Annotated in this window: 16 protein-coding genes; 12 read left to right on the top strand and 4 right to left on the bottom strand. The window is 68.4% G+C overall.

The genetic code is table 11. The annotated features are described in order from the left end of the window. The first annotated feature begins 179 nt into the window (after nucleotides 1-179). A complete protein-coding gene (locus GEMRO_RS27400) occupies nucleotides 180-1,436 on the top strand; it encodes a polyhydroxyalkanoate depolymerase (protein WP_084507708.1) in 1,257 nt (418 codons plus the stop codon). A 31-nt stretch (nucleotides 1,437-1,467) separates the two neighbouring features. After that, complete coding sequence (locus GEMRO_RS27405) at nucleotides 1,468-2,637, top strand: MFS transporter (RefSeq protein WP_051328662.1); 1,170 nt, start codon at nucleotides 1,468-1,470, stop codon at nucleotides 2,635-2,637. Here GEMRO_RS27405 and GEMRO_RS0103840 read toward each other — a convergent pair. Then, on the bottom strand, nucleotides 2,619-3,104 hold the full coding sequence (locus tag GEMRO_RS0103840; RefSeq protein ID WP_027132959.1) for a DUF1579 domain-containing protein: 486 nt from the start codon (nucleotides 3,102-3,104) through the stop codon (nucleotides 2,619-2,621). The two genes, GEMRO_RS27405 and GEMRO_RS0103840, sit on opposite strands and share 19 nt — an antisense overlap. A 174-nt stretch (nucleotides 3,105-3,278) precedes the next feature. Here GEMRO_RS0103840 and GEMRO_RS0103845 point away from each other — a divergent pair, with 174 nt between their 5' ends. Continuing rightward, nucleotides 3,279-4,892 carry a peptide chain release factor 3 gene (locus GEMRO_RS0103845; protein ID WP_084506496.1) on the top strand — a complete coding sequence of 538 codons (1,614 nt, stop codon included), beginning with the start codon at nucleotides 3,279-3,281 and terminating at the stop codon, nucleotides 4,890-4,892. Nucleotides 4,893-4,941: 49 nt separating this feature from the next. Here GEMRO_RS0103845 and GEMRO_RS0103850 read toward each other — a convergent pair whose 3' ends face one another. Together GEMRO_RS0103850 and GEMRO_RS0103855 are read right to left on the bottom strand one after the other, a co-directional pair. Further along, on the bottom strand, nucleotides 4,942-5,697 hold the full coding sequence (locus GEMRO_RS0103850) for a hypothetical protein (RefSeq protein WP_027132961.1): 756 nt from the start codon (nucleotides 5,695-5,697) through the stop codon (nucleotides 4,942-4,944). A gap of 13 nt (nucleotides 5,698-5,710) precedes the next feature. Then, nucleotides 5,711-6,511 carry a hypothetical protein gene (locus tag GEMRO_RS0103855; RefSeq protein WP_157505444.1) on the bottom strand — a complete coding sequence of 267 codons (801 nt, stop codon included), beginning with the start codon at nucleotides 6,509-6,511 and terminating at the stop codon, nucleotides 5,711-5,713. 157 nt (nucleotides 6,512-6,668) lie between these two features. Between GEMRO_RS0103855 and GEMRO_RS27410 the strand changes: the two genes are divergently transcribed. The 4 genes from GEMRO_RS27410 to GEMRO_RS27415 all read left to right on the top strand — a co-directional run bounded on the left by GEMRO_RS27410 (nucleotide 6,669) and on the right by GEMRO_RS27415 (nucleotide 11,389). After that, nucleotides 6,669-8,669, top strand: a complete 2,001-nt coding sequence (locus GEMRO_RS27410) for a DUF4139 domain-containing protein (protein ID WP_035484704.1) — start codon at nucleotides 6,669-6,671, stop codon at nucleotides 8,667-8,669. Next, entirely contained in the window at nucleotides 8,666-9,403 is a 738-nt protein-coding gene (locus GEMRO_RS0103865) for a Crp/Fnr family transcriptional regulator (protein WP_051328663.1), read from the top strand. The genes GEMRO_RS27410 and GEMRO_RS0103865 overlap by 4 nt, the downstream gene beginning before the upstream one ends. 112 nt (nucleotides 9,404-9,515) lie before the next feature. Then, nucleotides 9,516-10,685, top strand: coding sequence for a zinc-dependent alcohol dehydrogenase (locus GEMRO_RS0103870; protein WP_027132964.1), 1,170 nt, complete (start codon nucleotides 9,516-9,518; stop codon nucleotides 10,683-10,685). 11 nt (nucleotides 10,686-10,696) lie between these two features. After that, nucleotides 10,697-11,389: a cyclase dehydrase gene (locus GEMRO_RS27415; protein ID WP_205624890.1), complete on the top strand. Its 693-nt coding sequence runs from the start codon at nucleotides 10,697-10,699 to the stop codon at nucleotides 11,387-11,389. Here the strand turns inward: GEMRO_RS27415 and GEMRO_RS0103880 are convergent. Beyond that, complete coding sequence (locus GEMRO_RS0103880; protein WP_027132965.1) at nucleotides 11,374-12,282, bottom strand: sugar phosphate isomerase/epimerase family protein; 909 nt, start codon at nucleotides 12,280-12,282, stop codon at nucleotides 11,374-11,376. The two genes, GEMRO_RS27415 and GEMRO_RS0103880, sit on opposite strands and share 16 nt — an antisense overlap. Nucleotides 12,283-12,589: 307 nt before the next feature. On the opposite strand from GEMRO_RS0103880, the gene GEMRO_RS0103885 reads away from it, so the two are divergent. From GEMRO_RS0103885 to GEMRO_RS0103905, 5 genes are all read left to right on the top strand, one after another. Further along, nucleotides 12,590-13,417 (top strand): carbohydrate ABC transporter permease, encoded by an 828-nt coding sequence (locus GEMRO_RS0103885; protein ID WP_205624891.1) that lies wholly within the window; start codon nucleotides 12,590-12,592, stop codon nucleotides 13,415-13,417. Continuing rightward, nucleotides 13,417-14,307, top strand: a complete 891-nt coding sequence (locus tag GEMRO_RS0103890; RefSeq protein ID WP_035484708.1) for a carbohydrate ABC transporter permease — start codon at nucleotides 13,417-13,419, stop codon at nucleotides 14,305-14,307. The genes GEMRO_RS0103885 and GEMRO_RS0103890 overlap by 1 nt, the downstream gene beginning before the upstream one ends. A gap of 42 nt (nucleotides 14,308-14,349) precedes the next feature. Continuing rightward, complete coding sequence (locus GEMRO_RS0103895) at nucleotides 14,350-15,876, top strand: ABC transporter substrate-binding protein (RefSeq protein WP_035484710.1); 1,527 nt, start codon at nucleotides 14,350-14,352, stop codon at nucleotides 15,874-15,876. Nucleotides 15,877-15,960: 84 nt separating this feature from the next. Beyond that, nucleotides 15,961-17,493, top strand: a complete 1,533-nt coding sequence (locus GEMRO_RS27420) for a xylulokinase (protein ID WP_035484712.1) — start codon at nucleotides 15,961-15,963, stop codon at nucleotides 17,491-17,493. After that, nucleotides 17,490-18,785: an iron-containing alcohol dehydrogenase gene (locus GEMRO_RS0103905; RefSeq protein WP_051328664.1), complete on the top strand. Its 1,296-nt coding sequence runs from the start codon at nucleotides 17,490-17,492 to the stop codon at nucleotides 18,783-18,785. Before GEMRO_RS27420 ends, GEMRO_RS0103905 begins: the two co-directional genes overlap by 4 nt. The last annotated feature ends 1 nt before the right edge of the window (nucleotide 18,786 follow it).

Here is an 18,786-nt window from a genome sequence, read left to right on the forward strand (position 1 = left end):
TGGGCGAGCCGGTTACCACAGCCGGGTTGGCCAATCCAACATGGACGAAGCTTCCGGAAATTGCCAGACTTGGGAACTGCGCATCGGGGAGGGCACCAGAGCTTGGCACAGCCGTTGCTCCTCCCGGCAGTGGTATGATTTTTTTTGAGAACTCCCTGGCAGAGAAGACGCCCGCGCCGATGCAGTACCACACGTACGAAATGGCCCATGCCCTTCTGGCGCCCCTGCGGGCCCAGGCCAAGCTGGTGAGCCAGTTCCTCGACAACCCGCTGGTGCCGCTGGCCCATACCAAGCTCGGCCGCGAGATCTCCGCCGGCTGCGAGGTGTTCGAGGGGATCACCCGGCGCTACGGCAAGCCCGAATGGGGCATCAAGGACACCCGCATCGCCGGGCTGACCGTGCCGGTCCGCGAAGAGGTCGTGATGCGCACGCCGTTCTGCGAGCTGCGCCATTTCGACCGCGACGAGGCGGTCTGCGGCAAGCGCTACGACCCCAAGGTCCTGCTGGTGGCGCCGATGTCCGGCCACTACGCCACCCTGTTGCGCGGCACCGTCCAGGCGATGCTGCCCGAGCACAATCTCTACGTGACCGACTGGGTCGACGCCCGCCACGTGCCGGTGTTCGCCGGCAAGTTCGACCTGGACGACTTCATCGAGCACATCATGCAGATGGTGCGCTTCATCGGCCACAACACCCACGTGATCGCGGTCTGCCAGCCCTCGGTCCCGGTGCTGGCGGCCACCGCGATCATGGCGGCGCTGAAGGACGAGTGCCGGCCGGCCTCGATCACCCTGATGGGCGGGCCGATCGACACCCGCTGCAACCCGACCCTGGTCAACCAGCACGCCCAGTCCAAGGACATCGGCTGGTTCGAGCGCAACGTGATCTCGCCGGTGCCCTGGCCGAACATGGGCTGCATGCGCCTGGTCTACCCGGGCTTCATCCAGCTCACCGGCTTCATGACCATGAACCTCGACCGGCACCTGAACGCGCACAAGGGCCTGTTCGAATCGCTGGTGAAGGGCGACTGCGATTCGGCCCTGCAGCACCGCAAGTTCTACGACGAGTACCTGGCGGTCATGGACCTGCCGGCCGAGTTCTTCCTGCAGACGGTCAAGACCGTGTTCCAGGACCACGACCTGCCCGACGGCCGGATGACGTGGAAGGGCCAGCCGGTCGACTGCGGCGCCATCGAGGACACCGTGCTGATGACCGTCGAGGGCGAGCGCGACGACATCTGCGGCCTGGGCCAGACCGAGGCGGCCCACGCCCTCTGCCGCAACCTCTCCAACGAGAACCGGGTCCACTACGTCCAGCAGGGCGTGGGCCATTACGGCGTGTTCAACGGCACCCGCTGGCGCACCGAGATCCAGCCGCGCATCCGCGAGATGATCCGCGGCGTCAACTTCCAGCGCCGCCGGATGGCGATGCACTGACAGGCCGCGCCTGCCCGATGGGAGACCGGCCATGGCAGCGGGAGGAGTGCCCGGCGGGCGGCTGATCCTGGTCGTCATCCTGATGGCCAGCGTGTTCGCCATGGCCCAGGGCCTATCCTACCCGCTGCTGGCGTTCATCCTGGAGCGCCAGGGCGTTTCCCCGGCGCTGATCGGCCTGAACACCGCGATGACCCCCTTGGGCATCGTCTGCTCAGCACCCCTGGTGCCGCTGGCGGCGCGGCTGATGGGGGCCGCCCGGATGGCGCTGGCCTGCGCGCTGATGCTGGCTTGCGTGCTGGCGGTGATCGGCGCCTGGCAGAACCTCGCGGTGTGGTTTCCGGCCCGGTTCCTGATCGGGGTGGCGATCAACGGCCTGTTCGTCGCCAGCGAGACCTGGGTCAACCTGATGGCCCCGCCGGAGCGGCGCGGCCGCCTGCTCGGCCTGTTCTCGGCCTCCCTGGCCGCCGGCTTCGCGCTCGGCCCCTTCATCATCGTGGTCACCGGCACACGAGGCTGGCCGCCCTTTTTGGTCGGGGTCGCCGTGTTCCTGGCGACCGCCCTGATCCTGTTCCTGGCCCGCCGGCAGCTTCCCTCGATCCATGGCGACGGCCATGCCTCGATCCGCGCCTTCCTGCCGCTGGCCCCGTTCCTGCTGCTGACCGTCGCCGCCGCCGCTGCGTTCGACCAGGGCAGCCTGGCGCTGCTGCCCTCCTATGGCCGCGCGTTCGGAGTCGGCGAGGCCGAGATGGCGACGGCGCTGGGCGTGCTGATCCTGGGCAACATCCTGTTCCAGGTCCCGATCGGCTGGCTGGCCGACCGCTGGTCGCGGCGCGGGACCATGCTGCTCCTGTGCAGCGTCACCATCGCCGGCGCCATCCTCCTGCCGCTGGTGATCGGGTCGCCGCTGCCGACCCTGGCGCTGTTCTTCGTGTGGGGTTCCACCGCCTACGGCATCTACACCGTGGCGCTGATCGATCTGGGCGACCGGTTCGGCGGCGCCCTGCTCCTGTCCGGCAACGCCGCCTTCTCCCTGATGTGGGGCTTTGGCGGGATGACCGGCCCGCCCGCCTTCGGCCTCGCCATCGCCCTTCTGGGCCCGCACGGCCTGCCGCTGATGCTGGGCCTGCTCTACGCCGTCCTGCTGGTCGCGGCGCTTGGCTGGCGGGCCGGGATGCCCGTTCCTCAGCCGGTCCGTCGGTAGCGCGCGGTCATGAACACCTTCCAGCTGCCGTCCTCGGTCAGCACCGAGGAGGTCATCACCCGCTGATCGGGGCCATCGAACGTGATGCTGTCGCGATAGGTCGCCGTTCCGGCAGGATCGGCGAAGGACGGGCCTTCGACCTCCAGCACCAGCGTCTTCCCGTCCGGCTCCAGCCATCCCTTCGTGTAGACGCAGTGCCAGCTCATCATCGAGCCGACCCAGCTGCCGACATAGCGTTCCTGCCGGATGTCGTAGCCGATGGTCAGCAGGGTGGTGGCGGGTCCGCCCCCCGGCACCTCCCCCTGCCCCTCGGCGACCACCCAGAACCCGCCCAGCGACCGCACCGTCTCGATGCCGCTCGCCTTGGACGGCGGCTGGCCGTCGCCCATGTCGGCCTCCGCCTCGTAGCTCCACGCGCCCACGAACTGCTGCAGCCATTCGTGCTGCGGTTGCAGGGTCTCGTTCATCGCCGTCTCCTTGGCTTGGCCCGGTCGTGCGCGGCAGGATCTACAGTGGGAAAATGCCAACCGTCCAGTTAAGTATCGTCAGGGTTCGACCGCCCTCGCTCGGAACCCTGCGCCGGCCGGTCCACCCGGTAGTGGCGCCGGCACCGCGCCTCGTGCTAGACGCCGCGCATCTTCATGCTGGGACCCAGACCCTTGGACCTCGACCAGAGCAGGAACGGAGGCGGGCTTGCCGCCGACGTGGCGCGCAGGCGTACCTTCGCCATCATCAGCCATCCCGACGCCGGCAAGACGACCCTCACCGAGAAGCTCCTGCTGTTCGGCGGCGCCATCCATCTCGCCGGCGAGGTCAAGGCCAAGGGCGAGCGGCGGCGCGCCCGCTCGGACTGGATGCGGATCGAGCAGCAGCGCGGCATCTCGGTCACCACCTCGGTGATGACCTTCGAGTATGGCGGGCACACCTTCAACCTGCTGGATACGCCGGGCCACGAGGACTTCTCGGAGGACACCTACCGCACGCTCACCGCGGTCGATTCGGCGGTCATGGTGATCGACGCGGCCAAGGGCATCGAGGCGCAGACGCTGAAGCTGTTCGAGGTCTGTCGCATGCGCGACGTCCCGATCATGACCTTCATCAACAAGATGGATCGCGAGACCCAGGACCCGCTCGACCTGCTGGACGAGATCTCCTCCAAGCTGGCGCTGGACGTCACTCCGGCCAACTGGCCGATCGGCATGGGCCAGAGCTTCCGCGGCGTCTGGTCGGTCTGGGACGACCGGGCGCTGCTGATGCGGCCGGACGCCAACGGCCGCGACGTCGAGGAGGTGGTGGGCGACAACGCCCTGCGCGACCGGGTCGACCCGGCGGTGCTGGCGGCGTTCGAGGAGCAGCGCGAGCTGGCCCAGGGGGCTTTGCCCGAGTTCGACCTGCAGAGCTACCGCGAGGGCCATCTCACCCCGGTGTTCTTCGGCTCGGCGCTGCGCAATTTTGGCGTGCGGGCCCTGCTCGACGCCCTGGGCGCCCACGCCCCCCCGCCCCGCGCGCAGAGCGCCGGCGAGGCCGAGGTCGAGCCGGACCGCAGCGACGTGTCCGGCTTCGTGTTCAAGATCCAGGCCAACATGGACCCCAAGCACCGCGACCGGGTGGCGTTCATGCGGGTCTGCTCCGGGCGCTTCCGCCGCGGCATGCGCCTGGCCCCGGTCCGCACCGGCAAGCCGCTGACGATCTCGGCGCCGATCTTCTTCTTCGCCCAGGACCGCGCCATCGCCGAGGAGGCGGTGGCCGGCGACGTGATCGGCATCCCCAACCACGGGGCGCTGCGGGTCGGCGACACGCTGACCGAGGGCGCGCCGATCCGCTTCACCGGCCTGCCGAACTTCGCCCCGGAAATTCTGATGCGGGTGGTGCTGGACGACCCGATGAAGGCCAAGCACCTGCAAAAGGCCCTGGGCGACCTCGCCGAGGAGGGCGTCACCCAGGTGTTCAAGCCGATGCTGGGGGCGGGCTTCATCGTGGGCGTGGTCGGTGCCCTGCAGCTGGACGTGCTGCGCGCCCGGCTGGACGCCGAGTACGGCCTGCCGGTCCGCTTCGACGACGCGCCGTTCATCACCGCGCGCTGGGTCGACGGCGAGCGCTCGGTGCTCGACCAGTTCGTGCGCACCAAGTCGGCCAGCCTCGCCGAGGACCGCGACGGCAACCCCGTCTACATGGCGCGCAACAACTGGGACCTGAACCGGGTCAGGGACGACCATCCGAAGCTGAGCTTCACCGCGACCCGCGAGCGTAGCTGAAGCAGCCGCACTGCCCCTGGGTCCGGGGGCGGTGCCATGCGGCCCGGGCTCAGCGTGCCGGCAGCGCCGCCTCGCCTTGCGTGAGCGCCTTCCAGGACCAGGCGAGCAGCCCGCTGGTCAGCGCGATGAACAGGAGGGTCAGCGCGTGGCCGACCACCTTGAGCGACGGGTGGTCGGCCAGGGCGGCGCCCGGATCCACCGCCATGATCGCGGTGCCGATCGGGATCACCAGGAGCAGCGTCACCACGTAGCCCGAGACGGCCACCAGCAGGAACGCCGCCAGGAGGCGCCACCAGCTGCCCTGCCCGGCCTCCCAGCCGGCCTGCAGCTTGGAGCCGTCCCGCTCGATCGCCACCGGCACGAACACCAGCGCCAGCCGGACCACGAACGGGACGGCGATCACCACCGCCGCGATCTTGGCCAGCCCGACATAGGTCGAGTCCTGGCCGAGCACCGCATAGGCGATCGCCGGCGCGGCCGGCAGCGCCGCCAGCACGATCAGGACCGGGTTCCACAGGAGATAGCGGATGGCGCCGCCATTGACGGGCGCCGGGCCGCGGCGGCGCTCCTCCAGCAGCACGTGGCGGATCCAGGCCCGCGCCACCACCAGCCCGGCCAGATAGGCGATCGCCGTCTCGATGCCGCCATACCAGGGATCGCCGGCCTGGCCGAGCGCGGGGGCCAGGGCGGCCATGCCGATCGGGATCAGGAACCACAGCCCGCCCAGGCGCAGCAGGTCGAACTTGTGGCGGATCAGATGCAGCCAGGCGAGCCCGACGACCCGATAGACCGGCAGCTTGTGCAAGATGGGCCTCTTCTTAAGCGGACGTGCTGGCCGCCGGCTGTTCCGGCTGGGACAGGCGGCGCCAGGTGAGGGAGAAGTAGATCGCGAGGAGGCAGGCCTCGAGCAGGTCGGTGAGCAGCGCCACCGCCTGGGGCAGGTTCTGCAGGATCGGCACGCCGGCAAAGCCGCCGCCCACCAGGAGCAGCAGCAGGGTGCTGCCGATCATCACCGGCGCCAGGAGGATGATGGCGCCCAGCAGCAGGCGGAAGCCCTGGTTGCGGGTGCGGTCCCAGGCTTCGGAGAAGCTGCCCTTGAGGTCCAGGGCGGTGGCCGGCAGGATCGGATGGAGCCGGCAGATCACCAGCAGCATCGCCAGCATGCTGGGCAGCAGGGCCAGCTGCAGGGACGCCATGCCGCCCCCGCCGATGGACAGGGCGATCACGACGATCACCACCACCGGCAGCATCGACGCCATCAGCACCCCCAGCATCCGCAGCGCGTAGCGGACGCTGCGCCCGTTGATCGGCACCAGCGACGGCACCGGCTCGTCCAGCAGCACCGCCCGGTGCAGGGAGACCGAGACGGCCGCCAGCACCAGGGCCTCGGCGAGCTTGAGGACGATCAGTCCGCCCATGCCGGCCGGCAGGGCGAAGGCTTCCGGGTCGGCGCCGGGCTCGGGCAGGTCGACCGGGCCCATCATGCCGCGCGCCACCACGGAAACCAGGAGCAGGAGCACGAACCACAGGCTGCAGGCCTCGCTCAAGGCACGGCGCCGGTCGAGGAGGAGCGCCCAGCACTCGCGGACGATGTCGTGCACGGCGAGAGGTTGCATCAACAAGCTGCTCCGATGTCCGCGGTGGTACCGGACCCTGAATGGATGTGCCGGGAGCGATGGCGCCTGCCCGGTCCGGGGATCCCGATTCCGACGTGGCACCGGTCGCCAGGACGAGGCAAGCTGGATATAGGGAGCAGGTCGCCTGGGAGGAACCGTCATGCCCGCTCGATCGTCGCTTCGGCCGCGTTTTGCGTCGTTCCTGGCCGGGCTGTTGCTGGCATCGGCGAGCTTTCCGGTCGCGGCGGCGGACCTGCCGGAGCTGGAGCGGGTGGTCATGTCCACCAGCGGCATGGGCTGGCTGGGCTTTCGCGCCATGACCGGCCCGCAGGGCGCGGTGCCGCTGGACCTGCCGGCCAGCCAGCTCGACGACGCGCTCAAGAGCCTGACGGTCACCGCGGCATCGCCGGATGCCCGGCTGGAGCTCCAGCAGGTGACCATCGGCGGACGCGGCGTCCTGGCCGATCCGTTCCAGGGCACGCCGCTGCGGCCGGACGACCTGCTCAGCCTGACCAGCCTCCTGGAGCGGATGCGCGGCGCCAACGTCGAGATCGAGGACGATTTCGAGGAGGAGGACCGGATCACCGGACGGGTCATCGGGGTCGAGTCACGCTTAACCGGCGAGGACGGCGCCGTGGTCGAACACCCTTATCTGATGCTCTCGACCGAGGATGGCCTGGTGGCGATCGACCTGAACGAGGCCGATGCCATTCAGTTCGACGATCCGGCCGCCCAGGATGCGCTGGAGAAGGTGCTGGTGCGCAGCGCCCAGACCCGCAGCGACGAGCGGCGCACGCTGGAGATCCTCACCGATGCCGCGCCGGACACCGAGGTCGAGCTTGGGCTCCTGGTGGAGACCCCGGTCTGGAAACCGACCTGGCGGCTGATCCTGGACAAGGACAATGCGCGCATCCAGGGCTGGGCGGTGGTGGAGAACCGTACCGGCCAGGACTGGAGCGAGGTGCAGCTCACCCTGACCGATGGCGACGCCCGCACCCTGCGCCAGGAACTGACCCGCGCCTGGTATGTCGAGCGGGAGACCGTCCCGGTGGTCGACCAGGGGAACGGGCCACTTCCGCTGGCCGAGGGCTTGCTGGCGCGCAACAAGGCGCAGGCGGCGCCGCAGATGGCGGCCATGGCCGCCGAATTCGGTGATGAGTTCGCGCCGGCTCCGGTGACCGAGGCGGCCGGCACCGAGGCCGACCTGGCGACGACCTTCACGATCAAGGCGCCGGTCGACGTCGCCGACGACGGCAGCGTGATGGTGCCGCTCCTGGACCGGCGGCTCGATGCGACCAGGATCGCCTTCGTGCCGGCTGGCGGCAGCGGCGGCGCTCCGGACGCCGCTATCCTCCTGCGCAACGACACCGGCACCTCCCTGCCGAGCGGGATCGTGACGGTGCTGGATTCCGGCGACGCGGCGGCGCCAGTCCATGTCGGCGATGCCGTGATGCCGCTGGTCCCGGCCGATGCGGAGCGGCGCCTGACCTTTGGGGCCGACCGCAAGATCACGTATGCGATCGAGCAGGACGACAGCCGCGAGATCCGCTCGCTGGCCATCGCCAACGGCATGGTCACGCTGCGGATCGCCGAACGGCAGGAACGGCGCTGGCGCTTCGAGAGCGACGACAGCCAGCCGCGCCGGATCGAGGTGCAGGCCTGGGCGCAACCGGGGACCCAGACGGCCGGCCAGACGGAAGCCAGGCGCCAGGGCGAGTTTTGGTATGTGGACGGCCAGCTGCCGGCCATGGGCGAGACCTCGCTGCGCCTCATCACCGAGCGCCCGGTCGAGGAACAGTTCGTGCTGAGCGACGCCAAGACGCTGGGCACGCTTTTGGCCTCGCGCGGCCTGGAGGTGCCCGACGCCTGGGTGCCGAAGATCGAGGAGATCTCCCGGCTTTCGGCCAGGCGGGCGGAGGCGGAGCAGACCCTGGCCAGGCTCGCCGAGGAGCGCGGCGCCATCGTCGCCGAGCAGAACCGGCTCCGTGCCAACCTGGAATCGGTCTCTGAGGCCGGACCGCTGCGCGAGCGCTGGCTGGCCGGGCTGGCCGAGCAGGAAGACCGGCTTGCGGCGCTGCAGGACGAACGGCAGCAGGCCACCCGGGAGCGCGACCAGGCAGCCGACGCGCTGCGCGCGGTCGTCGCCGAGCTCGCGCGATGACCGCGCCTGCGGGGAACCGCCCGGACCGGCTGGCGCTCGCCCGCGACGCGCTCGCCGACAGCGACGTGTTCGGCGCCCTCTATGATGAGGACATCGAGAAGCTGATGCCGCTCGGCCGGCTGGTCCACGTGCCGGCAGGGCGCACCGTGTTCCAGAAGGGCGACCCCGGCGACTGCCTGATGATCGTGGTGTCCGGCCGGATCCGGATCGGCACGGTCGGCCTGGACGGCCGCGAGGTGATGCTGAACCTGGTCGAGACCGCCGAGGTGTTCGGCGAGATCGGCGTGCTTGACGGCAAGCCGCGCTCGGCCGACGCCACGGCGCTCACCGAGTGCGAGCTGTTCGTGCTCGACCGCGCCCGGATGATCGAGTTCCTGGAGCGGCATCCCGACGTCGCGATCCGCCTGATCGGCATCCTGTGCGAGCGGCTGCGCCATTCCACCGAGCTGATCGAGGACACCATGCTGCTCGGCATGGAGCAGCGGGTCGCCAAGACCCTGCTGCGGATCGGCCGGCGCTACGGGATCGAGAAGAACGGGATCGTGCGGATCGAGAACGGGCTGAGCCAGCGCGACCTGGGCTCGTTTGCGGGGCTGGCGCGCGAGAACGTCAACCGGCAGATGCGCTCCTTCAAGGAACGCGGCCTGATCGAGGTCGATCATGGCGTGATCACCCTGAAGAACGTCCCGGCCCTGCAGGCGATCGCTACCCCCGACGGCGCGTCGAACGGCTGACGGGGCGGGAGCCGGCCGGAACCGCTTCATCCCAGCCTCGTTGTCCCGTGCAGTAGGCGGCGACGCTCCTTGCTCGGCCTGGATCGTCCCGCAAGAGCAACGGGAGATCGGCATGCGAGCGCTTTGCTGGCACGGCAAGCAGGACATCCGCTGCGACACGGTTCCAGACCCCAAGATCGAGGACCCGCGCGACGCAATCATCAAGGTCTCGAGCTGCGCGATCTGCGGCTCGGATCTGCATCTGTTCGACGGGTTCATGCCCGGCATGGAGTCCGGCGACATCCTCGGCCACGAGTTCATGGGCGAGGTGATGGAGGTCGGCTCGGAGAACAAGAAGCTCAAGGTCGGCGACCGGGTCGTGGTGCCGTTCACCATCTGCTGCGGCGAGTGCGACCAGTGCCGGCGCGGCAATTTCTCGGTGTGCGAGCGCAGCAACCGCAACAAGGACGTGGCCGACAAGCTGTTCGGCCACACCACCGCCGGCCTGTACGGCTATACCCACCTGACCGGCGGCTATGCCGGCGGCCAGGCCGAATACGTGCGCGTCCCCTATGCCGACGTGACCCCGGTGAAGGTGCCGAACTCGCTCAGCGACGAGCAGGTCCTGTTCCTCAGCGACATCCTTCCGACCGGCTGGCAGGCTGCGGTGCAGTGCGACATTGAGCCGACCGACACGGTCGCTGTCTGGGGTTGCGGGCCCGTCGGCCAGTTCGCGATCCGCAGCGCCGTGCTGCTGGGCGCCAAGCAGGTGATCGCGATCGACAACGTGCCCGAGCGCCTCGCCATGGCGAAGGCCGGCGGCGCCATCACGATCAACTTCGACGAGGAGAGCACGGTCGAGCGGCTCAACGACCTCACCTTTGGCAAGGGCCCGGAGAAGTGCATCGACGCGGTGGGCATGGAGGCGCACGCCTCCGCCACCGTCGATTCCATGTACGACCGGGCCAAGCAGGCGGTGATGCTGGAAAGCGACCGGCCGCACGTCCTGCGCGAGATGATGTATGTCTGCCGCCCGGCCGGCGTGCTGTCGGTGCCCGGGGTCTATGGCGGGCTGATCGACAAGGTCCCGTTCGGCATGTTCATGAACAAGGGCCTGACCATGCGGACCGGGCAGACCCACGTGAACCGCTGGACCGACGATCTCCTGCGCCGGATCGAGGAAGGCCAGATCGACCCCAGCTTCGTGATCACCCACACGGTCGGCCTCAAGCAGGGACCGGAGATGTACAAGACGTTCCGCGACAAGCAGGACGGCTGCATCAAGGTCGTGCTGAAGCCCTGAGGAGCAACATCATGCATCGCCATCATGACGGGTCCTCGCAGCACCTGATCTCCCGCGAGTCGACCCACGCCCTTGCCCAGGGCCTGGGCTGGTTCAGCATCGGGCTGGGGCTGGCGCAACTGCTGGCCCCGCGCAGGGTCGGCGAGTTCTTAGGCACGGAGGAGCACACGAACGTGATCCAGGCCTGTGGCGCGCGCGAGGTCGCCACCGGCATTGGCATCCTCACCGCCCAGGATCCGACTCCCTGGTTGTGGGGGCGTGTCGCCGGCGACGCGCTCGACCTGGCGACGCTGGTGCCGGCGGTCCGCGACAATCCCAAGAAGGGCAATGTCCTGTTCTCGATCGCGGCGGTCGCGGGAATTGCCGCACTGGACCTGATCTGCGTCCAGGAGCTGAACGCGCAGCGGCGGGAACAGCAGTGGCAGCGACGGCGCCGCTGGATTCCGGACTACAGCAGCCGCAGCGGATTTCCCAAAGGGGTCGAGCAGACCCGCGGAGCTGCCCGCGACTTCGAGGTGCCGCGCGACATGCGCATCCCCGAAGCCCTGCGCCCCTGGAAGACCGACCGCGGGACCGCCGCGGCTGCGTCACCTAGGTCACCGGGCTCCTTGTCCGCGACCGATACGTCCACCCCGGCGCCCAAGCCGCAGATCTCCAGCACCACAGCGTCGCGGGTTGCCGCTCAGACTCAGACCCGGACATAGGGGCGCCAGAAGTCCGCCGACTGCTTCAGCGCCTGGATCACGTTGCTGTCGGTCGGCTCGCGCTCCCGGAACGAGAACTCGAACACCAATTCGTTGTCCTGGCCTCCACCGCGCCGGATCGCTTCCAGGAGCGGCTCCGGGGTGATCCGGCCGGTGGCGTTGTTCTCCGGCGTGAACGGCCGGTGCCCGCCCTTGTCCATCGAGCTCTGCTTGATGTGGATCACCGGGCTGTCCGCGGCCAGCGCCTCGGCGATGGCATAGGGGTCGTAGTCGCGGGGATCGGGCGAGGTCACGTCGCCATGGTCGATGTCGGCGCAGATCTTGAAGGGCAGCGGCATGTCCTGCTCGACCAGCGCCTGGATCCGCCGCGTTTCCGGCAGGGTGTGGCCGAACTCGCGGCGGATCGACATGTGCTCCCACATCAGGAAGGACAGGCCTCTGTCCTTCGCGCGCTGCGCCAGGTCGCGCCAGTCGTCGATCACCCGCTTCAGCACCGCCTCGCGCCGTGCGTCCTCGGCATCGTCGGCATAGGTCATGATCGCCAGCAGGGTGCCGGTGCCGCGGGCGCCGAGATCGGCGGAGATGTCGATCCAGGTGGCCAGCCAGTTCTTCCACCATGCGCGCACATCCGGATCCGGATGGCCCAGATGGTTCACCCGCGTGTAGGCGCCGGAGAAGGTCGTGCTGATGGTGGCGCCGTTGGCTTGCAGCGCGCTGTTGTAGCGCTTGACGAAGCTGGCCTGCAGCGGTGCCGGCCAGGAAGGGTCCAGGAATTCCGGCGTGAGCTGGATGCGGCTCATGCCGATCTCCTGGGCGATCGTACCGACCAGGGCCTCCGGCTCGACGATCCGGTTGATCGCGAAGTTCGTGTTCAGCCCGAGCGTGTAGTCCATCGTCCCTCTCCCTCATCGCCCCGCTGAGGCGCCGGCCGGCCACGTCACGCGCGACTCGATGGACCATCGCCGCCGGTCGATCAAGCACCCGTGCGCGGCCCGTCTCCGATCGATCCCCGCTTGACAGTATGCGATAGCGAAGACCCTATGCGCGAAAGTGAGCATCGACCGCGACCAGGGCGGAAAAACGTTTTTAGGGTAGGCTTTCAGCACGATGAGCAGCAGCTCGATTGCAGCCGGCAGCGCTGCGCACAGGCGCTCGTGGCTGCCGCGGTGGTTCACGGCGGAATCGGCCCTGGGATGGCTGATGCCGGTAGTCGTCCTGCTGGTCGTGTTCGGCGTCTACCCGCTCCTCTACAGCGTCTGGCTGAGCCTGCAGGAGCGCTCCCGCGTCACCCGCCAGTTCGAGTTCGTCGGGCTGAAGCAATGGGAGATCGCTCTTACCGATCCCCGCACCTGGGACAGCTTCCAGGTCACCCTCACCTATACCCTGGTCTGCCTGTTCTTCCAGGTCGTGCTCGGCATGGCGATCGCCATGCTGCTGGACACCGAGCGGCGCGGCTACGGCCTGCTGCGCTCGCTGATGACCCTGCCGCTGGTGGTGCCGCCCGCGGTGACCGGCCTGATGTTCCTGCTGATGGAGGACGCCCAGTTCGGGGTGCTCTCCTACTACCTCAAGCAGCTTGGCATCATCGATCCGCTGAACCCGATCCTGGCCGGCAACGACACCGCGCTGATCGGCGTCATGCTGGCCGACATCTGGCAGTGGACGCCGTTCATGGTGCTGATCTTCCTGGCCGGGCTGCGGGCCTTGCCCAAGGAGCCCTATGAGGCGGCGGCCATCGACGGCGCCTCGGCGTTCCAGGCATTCCGGATGATCACCCTGCCCCTTCTGACCCGGGTGATCGCGGTGGCGGTGCTGATCCGCTCGATCGACCTGTTCCGGGTCTATGACTATGTCTACGTGATGACGAGCGGCGGTCCCGGCACCCAGACCGAGACCTTGAGCTTCTATGCCGGCCGCCTGTTCACCCTCGCCAACTTCCCCTACGCGGCGGCCCTAGCGCTGATCGTGCTGATCTCGCTGAACGTGATCGCCTCGATCTTCATCAAGCTGTTCAAGGTGCGGTTCTGATGCGTACCCATCCCGCCCTCGGCATCCTGCGCGACGTCTGCGCGTGGCTGGTCGTGCTGCTGTTCGTGTTCCCGATCTTCTGGTGGGTCCTGGCCTCGTTCAAACCCTACACGGCGATCTTCAACACGACCCCGGTCTACTGGGGCTTCGAGCCGACCCTGGACAACTACCGGGTGACGCTGGGCGGCGTGTCGCGCCTGTCGCTGGTGACCGACGAGGGTGCGGCCGGCACGGTCGCGGGCGGCGGCAGCTCCTACTATTCGATCCCGTCCATCATCGACAGCGTGGTGGTGGCGCTGGGCTCGACCGCGATCAGCATCGTCCTGGCAACGCTGTGCGCCTACGGCCTGTCGCGTTTCAGGTTCCGGGGCCAGCAGCCCTTCGTGTTCTGGATCCTGTCGCAGCGCATGATGCCGCCGATCGCGATCGCCATCCCGATCTTCTTCATGTTCCGCGATCTGGGCCTGCGCGACACCCATCTGGGCCTGATCCTGGCCCACACGCTGATCAACCTGCCGATCGCCGTCCTGCTGATGAAGAGCTTTCTGGACGACATCCCGGCGGATCTCGACCAGCAGGCGATGATCGACGGGGCCACGCGCTGGCAGACCTTCTGGCTGGTGGTGATGCCGCTGGTGAAGGGCGGCCTCGCGGCCACCGCGGTTCTGTGCTTCATCTTCTCCTGGACCGAGTTCCTGCTGAGCCTGCAGCTCACCTCGCAGATCCGCACGATCCCGGTGAAGATCTCGACCTTCGTCACGTCGACCGGCACCGAGTGGGGCTTCATCACGGCGCTGGGCAGCGCCGCGCTGATACCGAGTTTCATCTTCATCGTCCTCGTCCAGAAGCATCTGGTACGCGGCCTGACCCTCGGCTCACTCAAGGACTGAGCGGCCGTTCTCCGTTCGATCAATCAAAAGGGAGGCAGAAGAATGAGTTTCAGGGAACACGACCGCAAGACGTTCATCGCCGACACCTGCGGCGACTACGCGTCGCGGCGGATCAGCAAGCGCGAGTTCATCCGCAAGCTCGGCATCGCAGGCGTCGGCCTGTCCGGCTTCGGTGCTGCGATGCTGGGCGGCGGCCGCCCGTTCCGCGGCCTGGACTTCGGCAACCCGGCCTTCGCGCAGGCCGGGCCCGACGAGGCCATGATGCAGTGGCTGTCCGAGGTGGGTAAGCCGTTCGCCGGCACCACGATCCGCTACACCTCCGAGGCGACCCCGCCGACGATCGTCGCCAACCAGCTCGCCAAGGAAGAGTTCACCAAGGCGACCGGCATCAACGTCGAGATCGAGATCGTTCCGCTGGAGCAGGTGCTGCAGAAGGCGACCCTCGACATCCAGGGCCAGATCGGCACCTACGACCTCTACTATCTCGACCAGTCCTGGATGGCGACCTTCTCGCCGGACATGGAAGATCCGCGCGAGTACTACGATTCGCATCCCGACATCGCGATGCCGGACTTCGACTGGGCCGACTTCAGCCAGCCGCTGCTCGACGGCATCTCGATGTATGACGGCAAGCTGGTCTCGATTCCGTTCGACATCCCGATCTTCATCCTGATGTACCGTCGTGACCTCTACGAGAAGCACGGCCTCAAGGTCCCGACCGACCTGAACGAGTACATGGCCAACGTGAAGGCCATCCAGGAAGCCGAGAGCAAGAACGGCATCTACGGCACCACCGGCCAGCTCCGCTCCGGGCACTACAGCCTGGAATGCGACTGGACCGCCTGGCTGTGGGGCAATGGCGGCTCGATCTACGACAAGGCCGGCATGTTCTCCGGCGGCGACGAGCAGGGCATCAAGGGCCTCGAGTATCTCATGGAGATCTCGAAGAACTGCCCGCCCGGCGCCTTGACCTGGACCTGGGACGGCGAGGGTCAGTCGGTGGCGCAGGGCCTGGCCGGCCAGGTGATCACCTGGGGCGAGTATTTCCCGAGCTTCGACGGCGCCAACAGCAAGGTCGTGGGCCTGATGGAGGCGGCGCCGCCGCCAAAAGCGATCTCGCTGCGCAAGCCCGAGGATTGCGGCTTCAACGAGATCCCGAACGTCGGCCACCAGGGCGGCTCGGGCCTGGGCCTGTCGAAGTACTCGCAGAACCAGGAAGCGGCCTTCCTCTTCATGCAGTGGGCCACCTCCAAGGACGTGGTCGGCCGCGGCTCGGTTCTGGGTGGCGGCGCCTCGCCGGTCCGCCTCTCGGCCTTCACCGACCCGCGCACCCTGGCGGCCGCCAAGGTCGGCCCCGGCACCACGCGGCACTTCCCGGCGGTCGAGAAGACCATCAACACCATGATGGGCTCCGAGCCGGACTTCCCGGCCTGGGCGGAACTGTCGAACAACACCATCCCGGTGGAACTCGGCAAGTACCTGACCGGCCAGTTCAAGACCCCGCAGGAATGCATGGACGCGATCAAGCCGGTGGCCGACGAGATGGCGGCGCCGTTCCGCAAGGCCTGACGCCCGTCGGCAGGCCTGATCGAAGAGTGGCGGGGCAGCGATGCCCCGCCAATTTTCTGCAAGAGAACGAAGATCCCTGGCACCATGACCGAACCGCTCGTCATCGGCATCGACAGCAGCACCACCGCGACCAAGGCAATCGCCTGGGACCGGTCCGGCCAGGTGGTGGTCGAGGGCCGGGCGAAACTGCCGATGGCCAACCCGGCACCCGGCTGGTTCGAGCAGGATCCGGAGGACTGGTGGGCCTCGGCCGCCGAGGCGATCCGTCAGGTCACCGCCGCGGTGGATCCCGCCCGGATCGAGGCCCTTTCGATCGCCAACCAGCGCGAGACCTTCGCCGTCCTGGACCAGGAGGGCAATGCCCTGCGCCCAGGCGTGCTCTGGCTGGACGAGCGCTGCGGCGAGGACGTCCATCTGCTGGTGCAGCGCCATGGCGTCGAGGCGATCCGCCGGATCACCGGCAAGACGCCTGACCCCACCCCCGCCCTGTACGGCCTCTCCTGGCTGGCGCGCCATGAACCCGAGATCCTGGCCAGGGCAGCCCATGTCGTCGAGGTGCATGGCTTCCTGACGCATCGGCTGACCGGCGAGCGTGCCACCTCCTGGGCCAGCGCCGATCCCCTGGGCGTCTACGACATGGCCGCCCGCAGCTATTCCGCGGAATTGACCAGCCCGCTCGGGCTCGGCCCCGACCGTTTCTTCGACGCCCGTCGCCCGGGCGAGGTCCTGGGCCAGGTCACCGCCGTGGCCGCCCGGGCGACAGGCCTCCTGGAGGGAACCAGGGTCGTCGCCGGCGGCGGCGATGGCCAGTGCGGCGGGCTTGGCTGTGGCGTGATCGAGACCGGTCGCGCCTACTGCAACCTCGGTACCGCCACCGTGTCCGGGGTTTGGGCAGGCCGGTACATGGTCGATGCCGGCTGGCGGACCATGAACTCGGTGTCCGGCGAAGGCTTCATCAACGAGCTGTGCCTGCGTACCGGCACCTTCCTGACCGACTGGTTCGTCAACAACCTGTTCGGCCTGGACGGCGCCGCCGACCCGGAGGCCTACCAGCGGCTGGAAGCCGAGGCCGCTTCCGTGCCGGTAGGCTCCTGCGGCCTGCTGCTGACCCCCTGGTGGCTCGGCAGCATGACGCCCTACTGGGACAATGAGGCCCGCGGCGTGATGATCGGCCTGTCCGCCGAGCATGGCCGCGGCCATTTCTATCGCGCCATGATGGAAGGCATCGCGCTGGAGCAGGCGCTGGGCATCGGCAAGATCGAGGCGGCCTTGGGCGTGCCGGTCACCGAGATCGTGGCGATCGGCGGCGGCTCGCGCTCGGACCTGTGGTGCCAGATCCTGGCCGATTCGATCGGACGCCCGGTGCTGCGCTCCTCCACGGTCGAGGCTTCCAGCCTGGGCGCCGGCATCTGCGCCGCGGTCGGGGCCGGCTGGTTCGATGGCATGAAGGAGGCCGTCGCCTCCATGACCGGCCGGATCGAGCGCCGGATCGAGCCCGACGCCCTGCGCCATGACCGATATCGCGAGTTGCTGGCGTTGTTCGAGCGGCTGTACCCGCAGCTCCGCTCGATCTACGCCGATCTCGCCGCCTTCAAGCAGAAAGGATCCAGCCGGTGACCGGAGCCGACCCGCTCATCCAGGAGTTCGTCCACGGCCGCTATGTCGACCGTACCACCGGCAAGACCGTTCCCTGCAGCCTGCAGAAGGTGGTGACCACCGAGAGCACCGCCGGCCAGGAAGCCGAGCTTCTGTCCGGCCTGGGTCTGGGCGAGCGGCTGGGCATCGTCGCCGACGAGAACACCTGGGAGGTGGCCGGAAGGCGCATCCAGGCGGCCCTGCCCAACTCGGAAGCGATCCTCCTGGAGCACCCCAAGGCCGACGAGAAGAACGCTGCCATTCTGAAGGACAAGTCCCGCCATGTGGACGGACTGGTCGCCGTGGGCTCCGGCACGATCAACGACCTGTGCAAGCACGTGACGTTTGCCGATGGGCGCGGCTGCGCGGTGTTCGGCACCGCCCCGTCCATGAACGGCTACGTCACCTCGACCGCCTCGATCACCCGGGATGGCTACAAGCTTTCCCTGAAGAGCCACGCGCCCCGCGGCGTGTTCTATGACCTGTCGGTCTTAGCGGCGGCACCGGTGCGGATGATTCGTGCGGGCTTCGGCGACGCGGTCTGCCGCAGTTCCGCCCAGGTGGACTGGCTGCTGTCGCACCGCCTGCTCGGCACCGTCTACGAGCAGGGGCCGTTCGACATCCAGGCCCCCTACGAACCGATCCTGCTCGAGCGTGCCGAGGGCCTGGTCAAGGGCGATCTGGTCGCGATGCGGGCGCTCACCGACATGCTGACGCTGGGCGGCTTCGGCGTGCTGTTCACCCACACCAGCCATTCCGGCTCGATGGCCGAGCATTCCATCAGCCACTACATCGACATGTTCGCGGATCCGCATCCCGGGACCCTGCATGGCGAGCAGGTCGGCGTCGCGACGCTTACCGCCAGCCGGCTCCAGGCGCGGATCCTGGCGCTCGAGACCCTGCCGCCCCTGCAGGTACGCCAGATCGACGACGAGAAAATTCGTCGCCTGCACGGAAAATCCGGCGACGAGATGGTCAAGGTCGCCCACGCCAAGGCGCTCGATGCCGAACAGACCCGCGCCATGAACGAACGCCTCGAGCGCAGCTGGCCGGAGCTGCGTTCGGAACTGCTGGCAATCATGTTGCCATTGGAAAAACTGGTTGCCGCCTATGCCGCATCCGGCACCGCGACCACGGCGGCAGGCATCGGGATCGCCCCTTGCTTCTACCGCCGGGCCGTGCTCAACGCCCGCGACGTCCGGGACCGCTGGTCGTTCCTGGACCTGGCCGGCGACCTCGACTTCTTGGAAGGGTTCGCCGAACACGAGGGATGAC

Source organism: Geminicoccus roseus DSM 18922 (assembly GCF_000427665.1).
GTDB classification, from domain to species: domain Bacteria; phylum Pseudomonadota; class Alphaproteobacteria; order Geminicoccales; family Geminicoccaceae; genus Geminicoccus; species Geminicoccus roseus.

Coding starts and splice junctions, on each gene's coding strand:
- GEMRO_RS27400 (WP_084507708.1), top strand. CDS start 180: ATGCAGTACCACACGTACGAAATGGCCCATGCCCTTCTGGCGCCCCTG.
- GEMRO_RS27405 (WP_051328662.1), top strand. CDS start 1,468: ATGGCAGCGGGAGGAGTGCCCGGCGGGCGGCTGATCCTGGTCGTCATC.
- GEMRO_RS0103840 (WP_027132959.1), bottom strand. CDS start 3,104: ATGAACGAGACCCTGCAACCGCAGCACGAATGGCTGCAGCAGTTCGTG.
- GEMRO_RS0103845 (WP_084506496.1), top strand. CDS start 3,279: ATGCTGGGACCCAGACCCTTGGACCTCGACCAGAGCAGGAACGGAGGC.
- GEMRO_RS27410 (WP_035484704.1), top strand. CDS start 6,669: ATGCCCGCTCGATCGTCGCTTCGGCCGCGTTTTGCGTCGTTCCTGGCC.
- GEMRO_RS0103865 (WP_051328663.1), top strand. CDS start 8,666: ATGACCGCGCCTGCGGGGAACCGCCCGGACCGGCTGGCGCTCGCCCGC.
- GEMRO_RS0103870 (WP_027132964.1), top strand. CDS start 9,516: ATGCGAGCGCTTTGCTGGCACGGCAAGCAGGACATCCGCTGCGACACG.
- GEMRO_RS27415 (WP_205624890.1), top strand. CDS start 10,697: ATGCATCGCCATCATGACGGGTCCTCGCAGCACCTGATCTCCCGCGAG.
- GEMRO_RS0103880 (WP_027132965.1), bottom strand. CDS start 12,282: ATGGACTACACGCTCGGGCTGAACACGAACTTCGCGATCAACCGGATC.
- GEMRO_RS0103885 (WP_205624891.1), top strand. CDS start 12,590: ATGCCGGTAGTCGTCCTGCTGGTCGTGTTCGGCGTCTACCCGCTCCTC.
- GEMRO_RS0103890 (WP_035484708.1), top strand. CDS start 13,417: ATGCGTACCCATCCCGCCCTCGGCATCCTGCGCGACGTCTGCGCGTGG.
- GEMRO_RS0103895 (WP_035484710.1), top strand. CDS start 14,350: ATGAGTTTCAGGGAACACGACCGCAAGACGTTCATCGCCGACACCTGC.
- GEMRO_RS27420 (WP_035484712.1), top strand. CDS start 15,961: ATGACCGAACCGCTCGTCATCGGCATCGACAGCAGCACCACCGCGACC.